The sequence below is a fragment of the Lysobacter ciconiae genome, from assembly GCF_015209725.1.
GTDB lineage: Bacteria > Pseudomonadota > Gammaproteobacteria > Xanthomonadales > Xanthomonadaceae > Novilysobacter > Novilysobacter ciconiae.
This window is the reverse complement of the sequence record NZ_CP063656.1, coordinates 1,230,821-1,250,344: the sequence shown is the minus strand read 5'-3', so window position 1 is coordinate 1,250,344 and position 19,524 is coordinate 1,230,821. Positions and strand designations below refer to the sequence as shown.

23 protein-coding genes are annotated in these 19,524 nt (G+C 66.9%); 10 read left to right on the top strand and 13 right to left on the bottom strand.

Translation table 11 applies throughout. The features are described from left to right. The first annotated feature begins 2 nt into the window (after positions 1-2). Entirely contained in the window at positions 3-1,007 is a 1,005-nt protein-coding gene (locus INQ41_RS05765; protein WP_193986958.1) for a glutathione S-transferase family protein, read from the top strand. Positions 1,008-1,043: 36 nt separating this feature from the next. On the opposite strand, the gene INQ41_RS05760 is transcribed toward INQ41_RS05765, so the two are convergent. The 3 genes from INQ41_RS05760 to INQ41_RS05750 all read right to left on the bottom strand — a co-directional run bounded on the left by INQ41_RS05760 (position 1,044) and on the right by INQ41_RS05750 (position 3,536). Then, entirely contained in the window at positions 1,044-2,006 is a 963-nt protein-coding gene (locus INQ41_RS05760) for a DUF5996 family protein (RefSeq protein ID WP_193986957.1), read from the bottom strand. Next, positions 2,003-2,926, bottom strand: a complete 924-nt coding sequence (locus INQ41_RS05755) for a LysR family transcriptional regulator (RefSeq protein WP_193986956.1) — start codon at positions 2,924-2,926, stop codon at positions 2,003-2,005. Before INQ41_RS05755 ends, INQ41_RS05760 begins: the two co-directional genes overlap by 4 nt. Before the next feature lie 124 nt (positions 2,927-3,050). Continuing rightward, positions 3,051-3,536, bottom strand: a complete 486-nt coding sequence (locus tag INQ41_RS05750) for a TMEM175 family protein (RefSeq protein WP_193986955.1) — start codon at positions 3,534-3,536, stop codon at positions 3,051-3,053. Here INQ41_RS05750 and INQ41_RS05745 point away from each other — a divergent pair. Beyond that, positions 3,535-4,257 (top strand): pirin family protein, encoded by a 723-nt coding sequence (locus tag INQ41_RS05745; protein WP_193986954.1) that lies wholly within the window; start codon positions 3,535-3,537, stop codon positions 4,255-4,257. The genes INQ41_RS05750 and INQ41_RS05745 overlap by 2 nt on opposite strands. Beyond that, entirely contained in the window at positions 4,254-5,207 is a 954-nt protein-coding gene (locus tag INQ41_RS05740; protein ID WP_193986953.1) for a quinone oxidoreductase family protein, read from the top strand. The genes INQ41_RS05745 and INQ41_RS05740 overlap by 4 nt, the downstream gene beginning before the upstream one ends. 52 nt (positions 5,208-5,259) lie before the next feature. On the opposite strand, the gene INQ41_RS05735 is transcribed toward INQ41_RS05740, so the two are convergent. After that, positions 5,260-5,823 carry a type 1 glutamine amidotransferase domain-containing protein gene (locus INQ41_RS05735; protein WP_193986952.1) on the bottom strand — a complete coding sequence of 188 codons (564 nt, stop codon included), beginning with the start codon at positions 5,821-5,823 and terminating at the stop codon, positions 5,260-5,262. A gap of 91 nt (positions 5,824-5,914) precedes the next feature. After that, positions 5,915-6,676, bottom strand: coding sequence for an MBL fold metallo-hydrolase (locus INQ41_RS05730; protein WP_193986951.1), 762 nt, complete (start codon positions 6,674-6,676; stop codon positions 5,915-5,917). 86 nt (positions 6,677-6,762) lie between these two features. On the opposite strand from INQ41_RS05730, the gene INQ41_RS05725 reads away from it, so the two are divergent. Together INQ41_RS05725 and INQ41_RS05720 are read left to right on the top strand one after the other, a co-directional pair. After that, the gene (locus INQ41_RS05725) at positions 6,763-7,281 is read left to right on the top strand and encodes an RNA polymerase sigma factor (RefSeq protein ID WP_193986950.1); all 519 of its coding nucleotides are present in this window, start codon (positions 6,763-6,765) and stop codon (positions 7,279-7,281) included. Further along, entirely contained in the window at positions 7,268-7,654 is a 387-nt protein-coding gene (locus INQ41_RS05720; RefSeq protein ID WP_193986949.1) for a hypothetical protein, read from the top strand. The genes INQ41_RS05725 and INQ41_RS05720 overlap by 14 nt, the downstream gene beginning before the upstream one ends. A 16-nt stretch (positions 7,655-7,670) precedes the next feature. Here the strand turns inward: INQ41_RS05720 and INQ41_RS05715 are convergent, their stop codons facing one another. From INQ41_RS05715 to putP, 3 genes are all read right to left on the bottom strand, one after another. Next, entirely contained in the window at positions 7,671-8,099 is a 429-nt protein-coding gene (locus INQ41_RS05715; protein ID WP_193986948.1) for a VOC family protein, read from the bottom strand. Positions 8,100-8,102: 3 nt separating this feature from the next. Continuing rightward, positions 8,103-8,537: a VOC family protein gene (locus INQ41_RS05710; protein ID WP_193986947.1), complete on the bottom strand. Its 435-nt coding sequence runs from the start codon at positions 8,535-8,537 to the stop codon at positions 8,103-8,105. A gap of 84 nt (positions 8,538-8,621) precedes the next feature. Further along, the gene (gene putP, locus INQ41_RS05705; RefSeq protein ID WP_193986946.1) at positions 8,622-10,115 is read right to left on the bottom strand and encodes a sodium/proline symporter PutP; all 1,494 of its coding nucleotides are present in this window, start codon (positions 10,113-10,115) and stop codon (positions 8,622-8,624) included. 169 nt (positions 10,116-10,284) lie between these two features. Between putP and INQ41_RS05700 the strand changes: the two genes are divergently transcribed. Further along, positions 10,285-10,599, top strand: a complete 315-nt coding sequence (locus tag INQ41_RS05700; RefSeq protein ID WP_228076722.1) for a hypothetical protein — start codon at positions 10,285-10,287, stop codon at positions 10,597-10,599. 46 nt (positions 10,600-10,645) lie between these two features. Next, positions 10,646-11,407, top strand: a complete 762-nt coding sequence (locus INQ41_RS05695; RefSeq protein WP_228076721.1) for an alpha/beta fold hydrolase — start codon at positions 10,646-10,648, stop codon at positions 11,405-11,407. 3 nt (positions 11,408-11,410) lie between these two features. Here the strand turns inward: INQ41_RS05695 and INQ41_RS05690 are convergent, their stop codons facing one another. The 5 genes from INQ41_RS05690 to INQ41_RS05670 all read right to left on the bottom strand — a co-directional run bounded on the left by INQ41_RS05690 (position 11,411) and on the right by INQ41_RS05670 (position 15,519). Next, entirely contained in the window at positions 11,411-11,695 is a 285-nt protein-coding gene (locus INQ41_RS05690; RefSeq protein ID WP_193986945.1) for a hypothetical protein, read from the bottom strand. Positions 11,696-11,738: 43 nt separating this feature from the next. Beyond that, a complete protein-coding gene (locus INQ41_RS05685; protein ID WP_193986944.1) occupies positions 11,739-13,169 on the bottom strand; it encodes a UdgX family uracil-DNA binding protein in 1,431 nt (476 codons plus the stop codon). Positions 13,170-13,180: 11 nt separating this feature from the next. Further along, positions 13,181-14,440: a putative DNA modification/repair radical SAM protein gene (locus INQ41_RS05680; protein ID WP_193986943.1), complete on the bottom strand. Its 1,260-nt coding sequence runs from the start codon at positions 14,438-14,440 to the stop codon at positions 13,181-13,183. Positions 14,441-14,493: 53 nt separating this feature from the next. Beyond that, positions 14,494-15,057 carry a DUF6151 family protein gene (locus INQ41_RS05675; protein WP_248285368.1) on the bottom strand — a complete coding sequence of 188 codons (564 nt, stop codon included), beginning with the start codon at positions 15,055-15,057 and terminating at the stop codon, positions 14,494-14,496. Positions 15,058-15,141: 84 nt separating this feature from the next. Then, positions 15,142-15,519: a hypothetical protein gene (locus tag INQ41_RS05670; RefSeq protein ID WP_193986941.1), complete on the bottom strand. Its 378-nt coding sequence runs from the start codon at positions 15,517-15,519 to the stop codon at positions 15,142-15,144. Positions 15,520-15,643: 124 nt separating this feature from the next. Here INQ41_RS05670 and INQ41_RS05665 point away from each other — a divergent pair, with 124 nt between their 5' ends. Genes INQ41_RS05665 through INQ41_RS05655 form a run of 3 tightly spaced genes read left to right on the top strand, consistent with a single transcriptional unit; the run spans position 15,644 to position 19,397 of the window. Beyond that, complete coding sequence (locus INQ41_RS05665) at positions 15,644-16,450, top strand: N-formylglutamate amidohydrolase (RefSeq protein ID WP_193986940.1); 807 nt, start codon at positions 15,644-15,646, stop codon at positions 16,448-16,450. After that, positions 16,447-18,351: a flavohemoglobin expression-modulating QEGLA motif protein gene (locus INQ41_RS05660; protein WP_193986939.1), complete on the top strand. Its 1,905-nt coding sequence runs from the start codon at positions 16,447-16,449 to the stop codon at positions 18,349-18,351. Before INQ41_RS05665 ends, INQ41_RS05660 begins: the two co-directional genes overlap by 4 nt. Next, positions 18,345-19,397, top strand: coding sequence for a glutathione synthetase (locus tag INQ41_RS05655; protein ID WP_193986938.1), 1,053 nt, complete (start codon positions 18,345-18,347; stop codon positions 19,395-19,397). Before INQ41_RS05660 ends, INQ41_RS05655 begins: the two co-directional genes overlap by 7 nt. Positions 19,398-19,524 lie beyond the last annotated feature (127 nt).

Below are 19,524 nucleotides of genomic sequence, written 5' to 3'. Positions count from 1 at the left end.
GCATGGGACTTCTGGTCGACGGTCAGTGGCACGACAAGTGGTACGACACCGGGGACACCGGCGGGCGCTTCGAGCGCTCCAAAAGCCAGTTCCGCAACTGGATCACCGCTGACGGCTCGGCCGGCCCCGACGGCACGGACGGCTTCAAGGCCGAGAGCGGCCGCTATCACCTGTACGTGTCCTACGCCTGCCCGTGGGCGCACCGGACACTGCTGATGCGGGCATGGAAGGGCCTGGAGCAGCACATCGGGGTGTCGGTGGTCCATCCGCTGATGCTCGAGAACGGCTGGGAACTGCGCACGGATTTCGACGGCGCCACCGGCGACCCGCTGTACGGCTTCGACAAGACCTACCAGCTCTACCTCAAGGCGGACCCGCACTACAGCGGCCGGGTGACGGTGCCCACGCTGTGGGACAGGCAGCGCGAGACCATCGTCAGCAATGAGTCCGCCGACATCATCCGTATGTTGAACAGCGCGTTCGACGGGGTCGGCGCGCAGCCCGGCGACTACTACCCGGCCGACCTGCGCGCGGAGATCGATCGCATCAACGACACGGTCTACGAGCACGTCAACAACGGGGTCTACAGGGCAGGGTTCTGCACCACCCAGTCCGCCTACGACGAGGCGGTAACGGCGCTCTTCGCCACCCTCGAGGATCTGGAGCAGCGGCTTGGCAACAGCCGCTACCTGGTGGGCAACACCCTGACCGAAGCCGATCTTCGGCTATGGACGACGCTGGTGCGCTTTGATGCGGTGTACGTGACCCACTTCAAGTGCGACCGCAAGCGCATCGTCGATTACCCGAACCTCAATGGCCTGCTGCGCGACATCTACCAGATGCCCGGCGTCGCCGGCACGGTCCACATGGACCACATCCGCCACCATTACTTCCGCAGTCACCCGACCATCAATCCGCGCGGTATCGTCTCGATCGGCCCGGAACTGGACTTCAGCGCGCCGCACGACCGCGAACGGCTGGGCGAGCGGGAAATTCGCGGCACCTGATCACGCGTCACGCGGGACTAGAAGGCGAAGCCCGGCTCAACGGCCGGGGGGTTCGAACTTGTAATCCAGCGCGGCGCGATCCCAATGACCGGCATCGGCAGCGGCGTTGTAGGTGCTCTGCAGGAAGGCCATCAGCGCATCGTCGGGCGAGTCGGCGGTGCGCACGGCCTCGTACGGCAGGACGAATTCGCCCAGATCCTGGTGGTAATAGGCCGCCTCGCGCTCCACACGAGCCTGCGCAAACCCCTCTCCTGCCGGGTACGCATAGGCGTAGAAAGCGGCCTCGCCCAGGCCCGGTCCGGCCCAGAATCCGGCGCTGTAGAGCTCGTGCGAGTAGGCCTCCTCCATCACCCAGTCCGGACAGTTGGGAGCGCCGCCGGGGTGTTTGGGGGCGGTCCGGCCGGAAAAACGCGTCACCGCCAGATCGAAGGAGCCCCAGAACAGATGGACCGGGCTGCCCTTGCCCGCATAGCCGGCGCGGAAGTCCTTCAACACGCGGTCGGCCTGGACCAGCGCCTGCCAGAAGCGGTGCATCGCATCGGCGTCATAGCTGGCGTTGGTAGTGTTGCTGGCAAACGGAATGGCGACTTCGACCTCCACCGGTCGCGGGTTGATGTCCACGCGGATGCCCAGTTCGCCCAGCGTTTCCATAATCCGCTCGTAGAAGGCCGCCACCGTCATGGCGCGCAGCGCGAACGCGCGCTCGGTGCCATCGGAAGTGTGCACGGCCAGCGCGTGGCTGGCGAAATCAAAGTCGATGGTGAAAGTCCGCCCCTCGTACGGAATCGGCGACGTGGTCAGGCCGCGCGTCGTGACATACAGCGTGCTGCCCCACGAATGGTTGAACCATGGCGCCAGTTCCAGCCGGATCTTGCCGACGATCTGCGACCACATGTGGACGGTGTCGAGGGTCTTCTGCCAGTCGGCCAGGGCGGGCAGCCGGGGCCATACCTCAGCCCGGTGCTTGGGGATCGAGCGGTCGCTCCTGAGATCGGTCATGCAATGACTCCCTCCAATCGGGCCGACCGACGGGTGCCGGCCTCACTGAACCGTTCAACCAGAAAATCGCTGAACGCGCGCACCAGCAATGAGGTCTGGCGGTGCTGTGGGTATACCGCGTAAACCGTGAAGCCGCCGGGACGGAAAGGATCCAGCACTTCCACCAGCCGCCCGTCGGCGAGCGCGTCGGCGAGGATGAAGTCCGGCAGGACGACCACGCCGAGCCCGGCGATCGCCGCGTCGCGCAGCATCTCGCCGTTGTTGGCGCGCAGCGGCCCGCTCACCGCCAGCTTGCGCGTGCGATCCCCGACCCTGAAGGTCCACTCGCTGCGTTGGGTATGGCCGTAGATCAGGCAGGCGTGCGCGCTCAGTTCCTCCGGCGCCTCCGGCACGCCCTTTCGGTCCAGATAGGCAGGGCTGGCGCAGGCGACCAGCTGCGAGTCGGTGATCCGGCGGGCGATCAGGCTGGAATCGGCGAGCGTGCCGATGCGCACCGCCATGTCATAGCCCTCCCCGATCAGGTCCACCGTGCGATCGTTGAGCGCAAGTTCGACCGTCACCTCGGGGTGGCGCTGCATGAACTCCGGTATCAGCGTGCCCAGGTGCATCGTGGCAAACGTCATCGGCGCGCTCAGTCGCAGCACGCCGCGCGGCGTCGCGGTCTGGTTGCTGATCATCTGCTCGGCGGCATCCACCTCCTGCAGGATGTGTTGGATGCGCTCGTAATAGGCCAGCCCGAGATCGGTGACGCGCAACTGGCGAGTGGAGCGGACCAGCAGCCGTGCTCCCAGATGCGTCTCCAGCGCCGCGATACGCTTGCTGACGAACTGCTTGGACAGCCCGAGACGATCGGCCGCGGCGGTAAAACTCCCGGCATCGACGGTCTCGGAAAATATCCGCATGTCTCGCAGTTGGCTCATTGTCGGTCCCAGGATGACAGTGTTGTGCGCAAGCCTATCTTTTTTGCACGTTTGGGCCCCGTCGACATCGGCTGGTCACCGGTGGCGGAGTTCGGCGGCTACGTGCGCTGATGACCGCCAGCACCTACGCGATACGGCTCTCGATACGACGGTCCGGAACCAACCACATCAAGGCCACCAGCGCGTAGAGGGCGAGGGAAGCCCAAGGGATGACAAACGCCAGGCCGATCGCGAGGAGATACAGGGCAATCGAAAGCTTGCCCTTGGTGTCCTTGCCAATCGCCTGGCCGATCACCGAGTCCTTGCCCTCCCCGGCAATCAGCACCCGCACGAAAATCGCGTAGGCAACCGCGGCGAGCAGAAGGACGCCGCCATAGATCGCGATGGGCATCGCCGCATAGTGATTGCCGCCCATCCAGCTGGTGGCAAATGGGAACAGGGACAGCCAGAACAGCAGATGCAGGTTGGCCCAAAGGGACGCGCCGCTTACGTGCCGCGCCGCCTGCAGCAGGTGGTGATGGTTGTTCCAGTAAATGCCGACGTAGGTGAAGCTGAGAACGTAGCTCAGAAACACCGGAACCAGAGGTCGCAGATCCGAGGAGAACATCATGTTGCAAGTACGCAAGGCCGCCGACCGCGGCGTCGCTGAACACGGTTGGCTCAGCTCGCGCCATACCTTTTCCTTTGCCGGCTACCGCGACCCGCACCAGGTCGGCTTCTCCGACCTGCGCGTCATCAACGAGGACCGCGTGGCGCCGGGCCAGGGTTTCGGCACCCACCCCCACAGCGACATGGAGATTTTCTCCTACGTCCTCGAAGGGGCGCTGGCGCACAGTGACAGCATGGGCACCGGCTCGAAGATCCTGCCTGGTGACGTGCAGCTGATGAGCGCCGGCACCGGCGTCACCCACAGCGAGTTCAATGGCTCCGATGACGAGCCGGTGCACTTCCTGCAGATCTGGATCATGCCCGCCCACTCCGGTGGTAAGCCCGTCTACCAACAGCAGCACTTCAGCGAGGCGGACAAGCGCGGGCGCCTGCGCCTGATCATCTCCCCCGATGGCCAGGACGGCTCGCTGCGCATCCAGCAGGACACCCGCATCTACGCCGGCCTGTTTGACGGCGACGAAAGCGCGACCCTGACGCTGGACAAGGACCGCCACGCCTACGTGCATGTCGCACGCGGCAGCGTGGCACTCAACGGCGAGAAGCTGGAAGCCGGCGACGGCGTGCGCATGCGCAAACCCGAGACGCTGACCCTGGGCGGCGGCCAGGATGCCGAGGTGCTTGTGTTCGACCTGCGCCCGCACGAACTGCCGCAAATGCCATGAGTACGATGAAGGTCTGGTCGTTTGACCGCTACGGCCCGCCTTCCGCGCTCCAGCTGCGCGAGCGCGACGTGCCCCAACCCCGCCCGGGCGAAGTCCTGGTCAAGGTGGCCGCCACGGCCATCAATCCCAGCGACGTCAAGAACGTCTCCGGGCATTTCAAGGCCAGCACGCCACGCGTCCCGGGTCGCGACTACGCCGGCACCATCGTCGCCGGCGACGGTCGCCAGGGCGAGGAAGTCTGGGGCAGCGGCCCCGGCTTCGGGGTTGCACGCGATGGGGCGCATGCCGAGTACCTGCTGATGCCTTCGGCGTGGGTCAGCCGCAAACCAGCGCAGCTGAGCATGCAGCAGGCGGCCGCGATCGGCGTGCCGTACCTGACCGCGTGGTCTGCCCTGGTCACCGCCGGCGATATCCAGCCGGAGGAGACCGTGCTGGTGACCGGCGTGTCCGGCGCCGTCGGCCGCGCGGCCACCCAGATCGCACACTGGAAGCAGGCGCGGGTGATCGGTGCATCGCGCTCGATGGACAACCCCTCGGGCGCGGACGCCATCATCGACACGACCCGACAGGACCTGGCCGCCGAGGTCAAAGCCCTGACCGACGGCAAGGGCGCGGATCTCGCCCTGGATGCCGTCGGTGGCGAGCTCTTCGAGCATTGCCTGCACGCCCTGCGCCGGGGTGGACGCCAGATCGCCATCTCCAGCAATCCGCAGGTGGTCAGTTTCAACCTCGTCGACTTCTACCACGGCGTCAAACGCCTGATCGGTGTCGACAGCATGGGCCTGAGCGGGCCCGATATCGCCGCTTTGATGGACCTGCTGCGCGCCGGTTTCGAAGAAGGCGCGTTACAGCCGCCGGCGGTGCAGACCTGGGCGTTCGAGCAGGCCGTCGATGCCTACGAGGCGGTCGCCGTGGGCGGAGCGCCGGTGAAGCATGTGCTGCTGACGTAGCTCGGCAACACGGGTGCGGCACGACCCGGCGGCGACCGCCTTCGGGGAGGCCCTAAGAGACGCGATCCTCGTGCCGCCCTTCCGCAAACTCCTCGACGATCTTCTTGCAGAACGCGGGAAGATCGTCCGGATTGCGGCTCGACACCAGACCCTTGTCGGTCACCACTTCCTCGTCGACCACGTCGGCGCCGGCATTGCGCAGGTCGGTACGCACGCTCGGCCACGCCGTCATGCGGCGGCCGCGCACCACATCGGCCTCGGCCATCGTCCACGCACCGTGGCAAATCACGCCGATCGGCTTGCCGCTGCGGGTGAAGTCGCGCACAAATGCCACCGCGGCCTCATCCAGGCGCAGCGTGTCGGGATTGGCCACCCCGCCGGGCAGGATCAGCGCGTCGAACTCGTCGATAGTGGCGTCGGCCACCAGGCCGTCGACCTTGAACCGGTCACCCGGCTTGTCGTGGTGCATGCCCTGGATTTCGCCATCCTTGATGGACAGCAGGCGGGTCGTTGCACCGGCCTGCTCGACGGCCTTTTTCGGTTCTGTCAGTTCGACCTGTTCAAAGCCATCGGTGGCAAGGATGGCGACGGTCTTGTTGCGCAAAGCGTTACTCATGGGGCCTCCTGCAATGCTGGCGACGCGGCGGTACGCCACGTCCGGAGGCACTACTTTGGCGCCTGGAGCGTTCGCGATGGGTGACTAAAACCTAGCCGTAGCGCTCGCGATGCCGTTTGAGCGTGCCTGCGACCTTGTCCAGTGCCGCTTCCATTTCCCTGGTGAAACCGCCGGGAGGCAGGTCTCGAACGGCCGAATGCGCTGCGCAGACGGTGGGGGTATCGGCCCAACGGGCCGCAAGCCCTCGCGCCCAGGCAGCGTAGGCGTCCGCGGCGCCCGCGACAGGGGTGAGCGCCCGCGACAGCATCGGGTGCATGCGCAGCGATGACTGCGGCAACAGCGGCCGCAAAATCCCCGGCGCCGCCATCACGTTGAGCGTGTCATCGACGTGGACGATGCGGCTCTGACGATGGCGCACCAGCACCGAGGCCACATGCACGCGCTCATCCCTGGTCACGAATTGGACACCGTCAGGTACCGACAGATCGAACACGTCCGCCAGCGGGTGATCATCGCCCCACTCCTCCACCGGCGCGCCCGACCACGGCATCGTCGGCGCTTTCTCGCGATGTCTAGCGGTGCCGAACAGTGTCGCGTCAGGAAACAAGCGCTGCGTCGCCTCCACGTGCAGCGTGTGGAACGGGTGCACGTGCACGACAGCATCGACGAGCTCGCCGCCGCCGGTGAGCGCCAGCATGGCGTCGCGTTGCTCAGCGTCCGGATCACAGCCGTCCACCAGCACGAAGCGACCGTTGCCACGCTTCACCAGCGACATGTGCGTGCCGATGTCCAGCACACCGGCGACCCGGTACACACCGCGGATATTCCAGAACATTTCGGCGAGCTTTTTCATCCGCACAGCATAGGCTCGCTGCGTGAAGACGCCCGATACTTTGGCCGAGTCTGTAACGTTTCGCCCTTGCACGCGTACCGTTGGATATGGACGCGCAACTCAACTTCTCGGACATCTACCGCCAGCACGCCGAGGCGGTGTTCCGTCTCGCTTGGGTCCTGACCGGAAACCGCAGTGACGCCGAGGACCTGTGCTCGGAGGCATTTGCCAGGGCGCTGGCGGGTGGAGGACAAATCGTGCAATCGACCGTCCGCAGCTACCTGTACGCGATCGTGCGCAACCTCGCTGCCTCGCGATATCGGCGCCCGAGGGTGGAGCTGGCCGCCCAGGACGAGCTTGTAGACGCTACCCCCTCGCCAGATCCAGGTCCCGAGCAGCAGGCCGAGCTGCGCCAGCAGATCACCCAGGCGAGCTCCGCGCTGTCCACCTTGAACGAGGGCGAGCGCCACGCGCTGCTCCTGTGCGCGCAGTACGGATTGTCCACCAGCGAGATCGCGCGGGCGCTGGGGCTGGCGCCGGGTCACGTGCGCGTCCGCCTGCACCGCGCACGCCGCCACCTTCAGGCAATTCTTGACCAACAGGAGAGACGACATGCCAGTCCATGACAACGTGATCCTTGACCTGCTGCCGCTCGTACGTGGCGGTTACGCCAGCAGCGAGAGCCAGCAACTGGTGGAAGAGCACCTGCGCGCGCACCCCGAGCTGGCCCGGGTGGTCGCGGGGATCCCTTCCATGACACCGGAACTGGAACTGCGGGCGTTGCAGCGGACAAGAAAAGTGCTGCGCCATTCGACCTGGGAGAAGGCGGCGGCAATGTTCTTCACGGTGCTGCCGATGACCTTTGTATTCGATGACCGCCACGTCCGTTTCCTGTTCGCGGATTATCCGGGGCTGATCGTGGGAATGGCGGTCACGGCCACCGTGTTCTGGTTCCGCGCCTATTGGAGCAAGCGCTGCAACGAGGCGCTGGGCCGGTGACCGCGCTCTGCAATCCTCAAAAACTCACCTTGACCGACTCCGCGCTGCGCTGCGCGGGCCCGTGGTAGACCGCCTCGATATTGTTGCCGTCGGGGTCTAGGACGAACGCCGCGTAGTAGCCGGGGTGGTAGGGACGCTTGCCCGGGGCCCCGTGGTCGGTGCCGCCGTGCGCCAGCGCGGCCGCATGAAACGCGTCGACCATCGCCTCATCGGCGGCCTGGAAGGCCACGTGCGCGCGGCCGGTCAGCTCGCCCTGCGCGGCCGCGCTTTCCGCCGTTGAGACGCAGAACTCGTCGGCCCAGAAAAAATCGTCCTCCACCCCACCCATCGGCACCTGCAGGATGTCGAAGACCGCGCTGTAAAAGTCCCGGCTCGCGTCAAGATCACGCACCACCAACTGCAAGTGATCGATGAGGCGACCGCGATGAAGCTCGTTGATGTCCATGGCTCATTCCCGGCCGTTGCCAGTATGGGTATTCACCATCCACGGCACGCCGAACCGGTCGATCAGCGAGCCGTAGCCCGGTGACCAGAACGTCTTGTCGAAGTCCATGACCACCTTGCCGCCTTCCTTCAAACCATCAAACCAGCGCCGCGCCTGGTCGATGTCGTCGGTGTGCAGGGTCACGTCGAAACCGTTCTTGGGCTTGTCCACGTTGGGCGCCCAGTCGGTATCCATGTCGGCGCCCATCAGCGACTGGTCGCCGACGTCGAGCCAGCAATGCATCAGCCAATCGCGATACTTGGGATTGTCCGCCCCCATCTCAGGTGGCGCGTCGCTGTAGGGCATGGCGGCGGTGATCTTGCCGCCCAGGACTTTCGCGTAGAACTCGAATGCCTCGCGGCACTGGCCGCGGAAGCTGAGGCTGGTCACGATCTTCACGACACGTCTCCTGCGCTGTGGTAAGCGCAGGATTTCACGGGATTGTTTAAGAGCGCATGACGGACTGGCGCCGCCGCACGGCCTTCAAACTCCGGGCAGCGCCCGGAACTCCTCCTGCCCCTGCGTGGCAAGGCTGACGAAGTAGATCGCGGCCCAGGCGGCGGCGAAGCCGGGGATGATTTCGTAGACGCCGGCTCCGCCCAGGAAGCTCACGTCCCAGCCCATCAGGATCCAGCCGATGACCGTGGCCGCACCGACCACCAGACCTGCGACAGCGCCCGTGCCAGTCATCCTGCGCCAGGTCAGCGAGAGCACGATCAGTGGGCCGAACGCGGCACCAAACCCGGCCCACGCGTGGCTGACCAGGTCCAGGATCTTGGAGTCGGGATCCCACGCCAGGAATGCGGCAACGACGCCCACCAGCATCACGCTGATGCGACCCACCAGCACCGTCTCCCGGTCGCCCGCGTCCTTGCGCAGGAACAGCCGGTAAAAATCCTCGGTCAACGAGGACGACGCGACCAGCAACTGGCTGGAAATCGTGCTCATCACCGCAGCCAGCAGCGCCGCAAACAGGAAGCCGGTCACCAGCGGGTGGAACAGCAGGTCAGCCAGCACGATGAATATCGTCTCCGGGTCATCCACAACAAGCCCGTTACGGAGTGCATACGCCCGCCCGAAGATGCCCAGGCTGATCGAACCCAGCACCGAGATCGCCATCCACGACATGCCGATATTGCGGGCCCGCGGCACGTCCTTGACCGAGCGCAGCGCCATGAAGCGCACGATGATGTGCGGCTGGCCGAAGTAGCCTAGCCCCCACGCGATCGCCGACAGGAAGCCGATGACCGACAGCCCGGAGAACCACGACAGATAGTCCGGTCCCAGCACCGACAGGGTCTCGCGCGCCTGTGACAGCCCGCCGCCGCCGGGCCCCAGCAGCACCACCACGGGCATGATGATCAGCGCCAGCATCATGATCACGCCCTGCACGAAATCGGTCAGGCTCACCGCCAGAAAACCGCCGATGACGGTGTAGGCCAGCACCACGCCCAGGGTCAGCGTCACACCCACGGCGTAATCGCTCATCAGGTCGAACTGGATCACGGCGCTGAACGCACTCTGGGCCAGCTTGCCGCCCGCCACCAGGCCCGAGGCGGTGTAGACGGAGAAGAACACCACCACGATCAGCGCCGAGACCACGCGCAAGGCCATGGCGCGGCTGGGGAATCGGTTGGAGAGGAACTGCGGGATCGTCAGGCTGTTGTCGTAACGCTCGGTCTGCTCACGCAGCCGGGGCGCGACCACGATCCAGTTCACCAACGCGCCAAGCGTCAGGCCGATGCCGATCCACGCCGACACCAGCCCGCTGATATAGAGCGCGCCCGGCAGGCCGAGCAGCAACCAGCCGCTCATGTCGGATGCGCCCGCGGAGAGCGCCGCAACGGCCGGCGAGAGCCTGCGCCCGCCCAGGGTGTACTCCTCGGAGGACGAGGTCGAGTTGCGGTATGCGTAGAAGCCGATCCCCAGCATCAACGCGAAATACAGCCCCAAACTGATCCAGACACCAATCGCCATAAAACCCCACTTTCCACTGCGGCGGGCAGGCGCCCGCAAACGCGTCAGTCAATCACATCGTCTGCGGCCGACGCAAACCCTCCCCTGCCCGAGCGATATCCATCCGCGTTCACCAGTGCCTAACCCTTGCCCGCCGACTCTGCCATTTCTTCCCTACAGGTGATTGGCCATGCCACAACCCATCGAACCGGGCTTCATGGTGTTCCTCGCCGACGGCCAGACGGCTGCCGGCGCCGTACGCGAAGTGCAGGACGCGGACCAGCTTCTGGTCAACATCGAGAACGGCGGCGACTTCGTCATCTCGGCTGATGCGGTGCGCGACGTCCACGAGGGCAAGGTGATCCTCCACCTCGATCGCCTGCCGGAGCAGATGCAGGAAGCGCTGCGGCATCTGCACGATGCGGAGTACCCGATCTACCGCGCCGAGGATCCCGCTCAGGGGACGCCCGAGGACCCCGCGGCAAAAGACGGCGACGACGAGTAAGCGCGCGCCATCACGCAGTCCAGACCTCTTACGTACGCAGGCCCCCATGTCCAGATCACGCTACGCCCTGCTCCCTGCACTGCTTGCCGGCCTGCTGACGCTGGTCGGCTGCGTGGCTGGCGGCGATGTCACCAGGCCCGTGCCTACCACCTTTGTCGCTGCGCCGCAGCCGGCGCATCGGCTGGTGGTGATGCTGCCGGGACGTGGTGACAGCCTGCAGGGGCTCAATGACACTGGGATCGCCGCCGTCATCCAGCAAAGTTGGCCGGACGCCGATGTGCTGCTGACCGGGCTGACCATGCCGTTCTACCAGCAGGGTCAAGCGATCGAGCGGCTGCACGACGAGGTGATCGCACCCGCCAGGCGCAAGGGGTACGCACAGGTGTGGCTGGCCGGTGTATCGCTCGGTGGAATGGGCGCGCTGCTGTACGACAGTCAGTACCCCGGCCGGATCAATGGCCTCCTGCTGCTGTCCCCCTACCTGGGCGACGACGCGATCCACGAGCAGATCCGCGAGGCCGGCGGCCTCGCGGCGTGGCAGGCGGGCCCGCCGCAGGCAATCGGGCCCGATACCTTCCAGCGCGAGTTGTGGCGTGCCCTGCAAGGCTGGTCGCAGCGCCCCCAGCGCACCGGGTCGACCTGGATCGCCTACGGCGCCGACGAGCCGTTCCGCCAGCCCATTGAACTGATGGCGCCGCTGCTGCCAGCCGATCACGTCGTCATGTTGCCCGGCAGGCACAACTGGACGCTCTGGAAGCCGGCGATGCAGGAACTGCTGGAGCGCGAAAAAAGGCTCAGGGAACTCTGATACTCAATCGAACCTTTTGATTTCCACCGAGGTCATGGATGCAGCCTTCTGCAGCACGCCCGCGTAAAGTTTCCGGCCCGGCCCCGCGTCCCGGGCGGCCGCCTCCAGCCCGTCGACAAAGGCCGAGAGCAACTCACGCGCGTTGTACTGATGGCCAAGGTCTTCGACCGTGCTCGCCACTTGATTGCGCACATGCCAGTCGACATTGACGCCCGTCTCGGCCTGATTGGCGAGATCGATGAGCCTCAGAAAATGCGGGGTGATCAGCCCGACGACGGTGTTTTTCACTTGCTCAACCTGATGTGCGACCAGCGCAGACGATAGCGCGACTTCAGCGAAGGGACTCAGAGCGTTCCGACGAGACGGCAAGCAGGTCCGCCACCAGCCCGCGGTACGCCGCTTCCCGCGCCGCTGGCGGCTGGCGAAGCACCCACGCCGGATGCACCGTCGCCATCGCGCGCACGCCGTTGCCGAGGGTGTGCCAACGGCCCCGCTCCTGCGTCAGTTTGAACGCGTTGCCGAACACCGCTGACGCAGCGGTCGCGCCGAGGCACACCACGGTGTCGGGACGGGCGGTGGCCAGTTCCTGCTGGAGCCAGACGTGGCAGGCACGTACGTGGCCGGCATCAGGGCGCTTGTGCAGCCGCACCTTGCCTCGCTGTTCGAAGCGGAAATGCTTGACCGCATTGGTCAGATACGCCGCCGCCCGGTCGATCCCGGCGTCGGTGAACGCCCGGTCCAGCAGCGCGCCGGCCGGGCCGACGAACGGTCGACCGGCCAGGTCCTCGGCGTCGCCGGGCTGCTCGCCGATGAACATCACGCGCGCGTCTTCCGGCCCCTCGCCCCACACCGTCCGGGTGGCCGGTTCCCACAGCGGGCAGCGACGGCAGTTCAGCGCCTGTGCCCGCGCTTCCGCCAGCCCTCCCACGTCGCCCGAGGCGGGCGACGGCGCCGCAGCCCGCGCGGGAATCTTGCGTCGCGGCTGCTGCGCCTCGCGCTCGGCCATGTCGCGCACCCGGCTGCCGGCCTCGCGCAGCAGTGACGGCAACAGCGCCGCCTCGGGCAGACCCTTCCAGTATTTCTGCGGCATCTCCTGCCGCATCATCGTCGGGTTGAGCCGGGCCGGGTTGAAGATGTTGGCGTAATAGGTGAGCCACAGGTCCTCGCGCGCATCCTCGGCGGGCGCGTCGGCGCGCACCCCGCCCGGCCCGAAGTCCAGCGACGCCCCGTCCCAGCGCACGCTGCGGTACGGAGTGAGGATCGCCCAGCGCATGCCGGCAAAGCGTTTGGCGAAGAACGGCGCGACCCGATCAAGGATCCAGTGGTCGGGCTCGAACCAGGCCACGTACGCCTCCTCGCCCTCGCGGATCTGCCGGAAGCGCACAAACGCCTTCATCTTGTGGGTGTCGCGCCGGACCGCGGCTGCCAGCGCCGAGGCCGCCACGACGTCGGGGTCGGTGGCGCGCTCCAACAGGCGGCGTTCGCCGTTCACGATGCGCCACAGCAACCGGTACAGCAGGCCATGGCGGTTAGCGTCGCGGTGGCACAGCACCGCGGCGGCCAGCTCGATGAACCGGCCGGGCACGACCAGACCAGTGTCGGCTTCCGGCGCATCCGGCAGCGACGCACCCAACGCCAGCCCCTGCTGCGCGCCTCCATCCCATTGCAGGTCTTCGGGCGGTACGCCCGCAGCGAGTGCGGCCCGCGCCTGTCCCCGCCACGCGTCCAGACTCCAACCCGGCTCCACCTGTGTGCGAACCATGCCTGCGCCGCTCAGCCGAACAGTCCGGCCTGCACAGGCGGAGGCGCAAGCCGTGCACGCAGCCGCACCGGGTCATCCAGTTGCCGGCCCGGATGGTGATCCAGCAGCTGCACAAACGGCAGCAGCTTGGTGATGGGTGCACGCAGCCGCGCCAGGTCGGCCACCCGCAGGCCGCCACTGCGGCGCGACTGGACGATCCGGCCCACGTTGCGCGTGCCCAGCCCCGGCACGCGCAGCAGCATTTCGCGCGGCGCGTGGTTGATGTCCACCGGGTACTGCTCCGGGTGGCGCAGCGCCCAGGCCAGCTTGGGGTCGATGTCCAGATCGAGCATGCCGTCGCCGGCCGCAGTCGCGCTGGCCGGTGGCGCGATCTCATCAACCTCGAAGCCGTAGAAGCGCAGCAGCCAGTCGGCCTGGTACAGGCGGTGCTCGCGCGCCAGCGGCGGAGCCACCAGCGGCAGCCGCGACGACGCGTCCGGGATCGGACTGAAGGCCGAGTAGTACACCCGCCGCAGCTGGTAGTTGCCGTACAGATTGGCGCTGGACTGCAGCACGCTGCGGTCATTGGCGTCGTCCGCGCCGATGATCATCTGGGTGCTCTGCCCCGCCGGCGCGAACCGAGGCGGCTTGGCCGAACCGCGCCGCACCGCCTTGCGCGCCGCCTTGCCTTCCTCGATCCGCCAACGCACCTCGCCCATCGCGCCGCGGATCTTGCCCAGGTTCTTCTCCGGTGCCAGCGCGTCCAGCCCGGCCTGGGTCGGCAGCTCGACGTTGATGCTGAGCCGGTCCGCGTAACGACCGGCCGCCGCGAGCAGCTCGGGCGCGGCGTCGGGGATGGTCTTGAGGTGGATGTAGCCGCCGAAACGGTGATCCTCGCGCAGGCTGCGGGCGACCTCCACCAGTTGCTCCATGGTGTAGTCGCCGCTGCGGATGATGCCGCTGGAGAGGAAGAGGCCCTCGATGTAATTGCGCTTGTAGAAATCCAGCGTCAACCGCACCACCTCATCGGTGGTGAAGCGTGCGCGCCGCACGTTGCTGGACACCCGGTTGACGCAGTAGACGCAGTCGAAGACGCAGAAGTTGGTCAGCAGGATCTTCAGCAGCGACACGCAGCGCCCGTCCGGCGTGTACGAGTGACAGATGCCCATGCCGCCCGTGCTGCCCACGCCACCGGTCTTGAGCGAATCCCGCTTGGCCGCCCCGCTGGACGCGCAGGACGCGTCGTATTTGGCCGCATCGGCCAGCACGGCAAGTTTCTCGGTGACATTCATCGCGCCACGTTCGCCGGTACCGGTCTCAGCGCGTGAGACGGGCCGTGAACAGTTCAGTCTGGATCCGCTGAAGCGTCCCCGCGCTCAAGCGCTTGGCGCTGCTCAAGGCTGATCACCTCCGGCGCGCGCAGAGGCTGCCCGTTGCCATCGAAGAACGGCGAGGCGCGTTCACCGCGCAGGCGGGCGCCGACTATGCCGGCCAGTATCCGCAGCCCGCCCCACGCAAACGCCAGTGGCGTGGCGCGCACCGGGGCCGTGGCGGACGCGGTGTTGATCAGGCACCGCCCGGCCGGACCCACCGCCGCATCAAGTTGCTGTGGAGCGGCATCGATGCAGCTCGTCACCAGTCCCAGGTACGGCAGCCGCGCATTACGCGAGGTATTGCCCAACGGCGTGCGACAGCACCCGGCGTACCAGCGCAGCGTGCCCTTGGGACTGAGCGACATGCAGGCCACATGCTCGACGCCCGCTGTCAGCCGCACCGTGGCCGGTGCCGTGGCCACGACCTCGGTGCCGCCCGCCTCATCCAACACACCGGGCACCCCGAGAAACCGCGCGTACGCCCGGCAGTCCTTGCAGTAGCAGCTGGCCCGGACAAATGCGCGCCGGGGCTGCATTTCGCCACGGACTGCGCCGCAGCGGCATTTCAGTGGCAGTGTCATGGCGTCCTCACGGGTCCGGGTGGGATCGGTGTTGGCGAGCTAGCGGATTGGAACCAGCCGGTGCGCCGCGGCCTCGCACACCACCAGCACGCCGTCGCCGGACGGCGCGCCGACCGCCTGCACGCGCATCCCGACGCTCAACGCCGCCACATCGACGGGCTCCGCCTCACACAGGTTCCAGCGCGCCGGCAGCTCGACGGCCATACGCCCGCGGCCGTCAGCATCCACCAGTACGACCGCATTGCCGTCGTAGGCCCAGGGGTCGGTGTCGATGGAAACAATCGGTCCGACGATCGTCATCGCACCGTCGGCCGGCGGTTCGGCGCCGGTGGCGTCAGCATCCGCCGGCGTGGTGCTGCAGGCGGCCGCGAGTGCTACCGAGCAGGCAAGCAGGACTTGGATCGAAGTGGTTCGCATGGGCGGTCCTGATGATCGGGTGGGCGATGACCGAGTGTAATTCGCGGCCATGTGATTGCAGCACGACGAGCGCGCCGGTCCGCCATACACGCCTTGGCCACGCAGCCTCGGCCAAGGTGCGTCCATGGAAAAATTCGAACAGCCCGCGCCGCCCTGGTGGATCGTCCAACGCGGCGACGATCCCATCATTGCCACCGCGATCCACGACGGCCACGGCCTCGGCGCGCAGGCCGCCGCAGCGATGGCGCTCGACGACGCTGGCCGCCTCCGCGAGGAAGACCCACACACCGGGCAGGCGATCGTCGACATCCCGACCCACGTCATTGCGATGCGGTCACGCTTCGAGGCCGACCTCAACCGCGGCCTCGACCAGGCCGTGTACCTGGACCCCAGCCAGTCCTGGGGGCTGAAGGTCTGGCAGACACCGCCCGAGGGTGAGCTGCTGCGCGGCATGCAGGAGTACCACCGCGGCTTCTACCGGATGATGGGCGAGCTGCTGGACAGCGTGGTCGCCCGCCACGGGCGCTTCGTGCTGTTGGACGTGCACAGCTACAACCACCGCCGCGACGGCGCCGACGCACCACCGACGGCGCAGGAGGATGCGCCGGACGTGAACATCGGCACCTTCTCGATGCCGCGCGACCGCTGGGCGTTCCTGCTCGACCCGCTGATGCAGTCCATGGGTGAGTTGGACTTCAACCAGCGTCGCCTGGACGTGCGCGAGAACATCGCCTTCCAGGGCAAGGGTGAGCTGACGCGCTTCGTGCACGAACGCTACCCGGAAACGGGCTGTGCGATCGCGCTGGAATTCAAGAAGTTCTACATGGACGAGTGGACCGGCCGCCCCTATCCGGACGAGCTCGCGGCGATGCGTGCGTTCATCAACCATACCGCCGCTCAGGCGCGCGCCTTGCTGGCGGGTGCGGCTTGACCGACAACAAGCCGGTGCAGCAGCCGCCCTCGCCGGACCTGGGTGGCGAGCACGCCCATCGCCGCAAGTTGGATGGCGGCGGCCGGGTGCACATCGACCGCCCCCTGCCCTTCCTGATCCTCGCCGGGCATCCGGACGAGCCCTTCAGCCTGGCCCGACGCGTCGCCTCGATCAGCGCGGCCAGCGTGATCTGGCCCGAGGTTGGCGGCGAACTGGCGGCGGCCGGCGCAGCGGCTGAAGTGACCCTGCTGCTGGACCATCTCGCCGATGCGTATCCCAAATTCCTGGTGATCGTGCTGCACGACCTGCCGCGCGACCTCAGCCTGCACGAGGAAAGCCCGCGGCTGGAACCTTTCGAGTTCGTGCTTGCCGCCAGCGCGGATCCCGCCGCGCAGGACGTCGTCGACACGCTGCATTCCGCGCTGTCGGAGCTGGAAATCGACCTGCGCGTGCCCGAGTTCCGCACGCAGCCCCTGCCGCCCTTGCCGCCCGCGCTGGCGGAGGCGCTGGACGGGCGCGAGGGGATTTCCGTGCTGTCGCTGGGCATCCCGCAAATCCACCGCATTCCCGGCGATCCGCGGCGCATCTATCCGCAGATCTACCACCAGGTCGAGAGCGCGATCCACGATGCCCTCCTGCAGGCGGCCACCCACTTCATCGAGCTGGCCGAGCACGAGAACGACGCGGACACACCACGCCCGCACCACCGCTCGCTCGGTCGGCGGCGCTTCGTCAAAGCGGCAAAGCGTGCCGACGAGGCGCTGGCCAACATCAGCGCCTCGTTCGACTTCCTGCTCGGCATCTCACCGATCAACACCGTGGAAGCGTTCGAGGCCTTCGAGGCGGGCAAGCGGGGCACGCCGCCGGATTTCCACTACCGTCCGTTGCCGATCAGTCCCGATGTCGTCAAGCGTCGCCTGTACGACATCGACCTGCGCGCGGTCGAGGACCCGGTGATCGAGGAGCTGTTCAATGAGAAGCGGCTGGAGCTGGACCAGCAGCTGATGATGCTGCAACGGCGCAACACCCCCGCGTTCCGCCATGTGTCGCTGATCCAGTACGGCGGTGTGGAGCCGGAACTGCTGGAGGTCGCCAACAGGCTGCTGCAAGCGTTCGCGCCCGGCAGTGAGGGCAGCCGGGATTACGTCGATGCCGAAGGCGTCCAGGCCGCCGCCGAGCGGATCCTCGCGCGCTACACCCGGCGCACCCCGGCGTTCGCCATCGCGGAGACCTGCCTGCGCGCGGACACCGGTCCCGGACTGATGGTGTCCGGGCGTTCGCTGCTGATCTCCACCGCCACCCGCGTGCCGAGCGCGCGGGTGGACCCCCTGCTGCAGCACGAGATCAGCGTGCATGTGCTCACCTACATCAACGGCAGTCAGCAGGGACTGGGTATTTTCGGCGCCGGGCTGGCCGGCTACGAAGGTCTGCAGGAAGGGCTGGGTGTGTTTGCCGAGTTCATCGTCGGCGGGCTGACCGTGGCGCGGCTGCGGCTGCTCGCCGCCCGCGTGCTGGTGGTCCACGCGATGCTCGAGGGTGCCGACTTCATTGCCTGCCATCGCCTGCTGCAGGCTGAGCACGGCTTCTCCAGCCGGGGCGCCTTCAACATCGTCGCGCGCATCTTCCGCTCCGGCGGCCTGACCAAGGACGCGATCTACCTGCGCGGCTTCCGGCAGGTGCTGCGACGTGTCGCCGATGGCCTGTCCCTGGACCCGCTGTGGTACGGCAAGATCGCCGAACACCATGTGCCGGTGGTGGAAGAACTGGAGGCGCGCGGCATGTTGCGCCCGCCCGTGGTCACCCCCGAATTCCTCGACCGCCCCGATGCCCAGGCCCGATTGGCCCGCCTGCGCGAAGGACACTCTTTCATTGACCTGCTAAAGGAACCCTCCCCGTGCTGATTGCCTTCTACGTAAACTCGATCGAAGACGAATACCCGCGCTACACCACCACCGTGCTGGCGCATGAGGCATCGCGCCGCGGCCACGACGTCTGCTACATCACCCCCGGCGATTTCGTCCTCAGCCCGGAAGACACCCTGCAGGTGCACGCGCGCAGGATCCCGGCCGGCAAAGGCAAGACGCGCAGCCGCGAGGAGTTCTTCAAGGCGCTCAAGAGTGCCGGCAAGAAGAGCACCCTGATCAACATCGACGAGCTGGACGTGCTGATGATGCGCAGCGACCCGTCCAACGACGCCATCGATCGCCCCTGGGCGGAAAAGATCGGCATCCAGTTCGGCCAGCGCGCCGCCCATGCCGGCGTGCTGGTGCTCAACGACCCGGACACGCTAACCCAGGCGATCAACAAGCTGTACTTCCAGTCGTTCCCGCGCGAGGTCCGCGCCAAGACCCTGATCTGCCGCAACACCAACGACATCAAGGCCTTCGCCAAGGCCAACGGCGGCAAGGTCGTGCTCAAGCCCCTGCAGGGCTCCGGCGGCCAGGGCGTGTTCGTGCTCGATGCCAAGTCCGCCGGCAACCTCAACCAGATGGTCGAGGCGATCGAGCGCGACGGCTACATCATCGCCCAGACCGTGGTGCCCGAAGCCGACAAGGGCGACATCCGCATGTTCATGATGAACGGCTATCCGCTGCAGATTGATGGCAAGTACGCGGCGATGCGCCGGGTGGGCGCCGAGGACGACGTGCGCAGCAACATCCACGCCGGCGGCACCGCCAAGGCGGTCAAGATCACCGACCGCGAACTGCGCCTGGCCGAGTTGATCCGCCCCAAGCTGCAGGCCGACGGCATGTTCCTGGTGGGCATCGACATCATCGGCGACACCATCCTGGAAGTGAACGTGTTCTCCCCCGGCAACCTGCTCAGTTGCAGCGACATGAGCGGCGTCAACTTCGCCGCGAAAATCATCGGCTCGATCGAACGCAAGCTGGAGATCCGCGACGAGTACCCGGGGCACTTCACCAATGCGGCGTTGGCGGTGATGTAGGCCCGTGGGCTGCACCGAAAGCCGATACTGCGGACCAGGATCGGGGGCTTACGTCGCGAGCCGCTTGATCGGTTGATGTTCTCCCGGCCGGGGCTCCTAGCGTCTGCGGCGGCCGATAAAAGCGAAG

Coding starts and splice junctions, on each gene's coding strand:
- INQ41_RS05765 (WP_193986958.1), top strand. CDS start 3: ATGGGACTTCTGGTCGACGGTCAGTGGCACGACAAGTGGTACGACACC.
- INQ41_RS05760 (WP_193986957.1), bottom strand. CDS start 2,006: ATGACCGATCTCAGGAGCGACCGCTCGATCCCCAAGCACCGGGCTGAG.
- INQ41_RS05755 (WP_193986956.1), bottom strand. CDS start 2,926: ATGAGCCAACTGCGAGACATGCGGATATTTTCCGAGACCGTCGATGCC.
- INQ41_RS05745 (WP_193986954.1), top strand. CDS start 3,535: ATGTTGCAAGTACGCAAGGCCGCCGACCGCGGCGTCGCTGAACACGGT.
- INQ41_RS05750 (WP_193986955.1), bottom strand. CDS start 3,536: ATGATGTTCTCCTCGGATCTGCGACCTCTGGTTCCGGTGTTTCTGAGC.
- INQ41_RS05740 (WP_193986953.1), top strand. CDS start 4,254: ATGAGTACGATGAAGGTCTGGTCGTTTGACCGCTACGGCCCGCCTTCC.
- INQ41_RS05735 (WP_193986952.1), bottom strand. CDS start 5,823: ATGAGTAACGCTTTGCGCAACAAGACCGTCGCCATCCTTGCCACCGAT.
- INQ41_RS05730 (WP_193986951.1), bottom strand. CDS start 6,676: ATGAAAAAGCTCGCCGAAATGTTCTGGAATATCCGCGGTGTGTACCGG.
- INQ41_RS05725 (WP_193986950.1), top strand. CDS start 6,763: ATGGACGCGCAACTCAACTTCTCGGACATCTACCGCCAGCACGCCGAG.
- INQ41_RS05720 (WP_193986949.1), top strand. CDS start 7,268: ATGCCAGTCCATGACAACGTGATCCTTGACCTGCTGCCGCTCGTACGT.
- INQ41_RS05715 (WP_193986948.1), bottom strand. CDS start 8,099: ATGGACATCAACGAGCTTCATCGCGGTCGCCTCATCGATCACTTGCAG.
- putP (WP_193986946.1), bottom strand. CDS start 10,115: ATGGCGATTGGTGTCTGGATCAGTTTGGGGCTGTATTTCGCGTTGATG.
- INQ41_RS05700 (WP_228076722.1), top strand. CDS start 10,285: ATGCCACAACCCATCGAACCGGGCTTCATGGTGTTCCTCGCCGACGGC.
- INQ41_RS05695 (WP_228076721.1), top strand. CDS start 10,646: ATGTCCAGATCACGCTACGCCCTGCTCCCTGCACTGCTTGCCGGCCTG.
- INQ41_RS05685 (WP_193986944.1), bottom strand. CDS start 13,169: ATGGTTCGCACACAGGTGGAGCCGGGTTGGAGTCTGGACGCGTGGCGG.
- INQ41_RS05680 (WP_193986943.1), bottom strand. CDS start 14,440: ATGAATGTCACCGAGAAACTTGCCGTGCTGGCCGATGCGGCCAAATAC.
- INQ41_RS05675 (WP_248285368.1), bottom strand. CDS start 15,057: ATGCAGCCCCGGCGCGCATTTGTCCGGGCCAGCTGCTACTGCAAGGAC.
- INQ41_RS05670 (WP_193986941.1), bottom strand. CDS start 15,519: ATGCGAACCACTTCGATCCAAGTCCTGCTTGCCTGCTCGGTAGCACTC.
- INQ41_RS05665 (WP_193986940.1), top strand. CDS start 15,644: ATGGAAAAATTCGAACAGCCCGCGCCGCCCTGGTGGATCGTCCAACGC.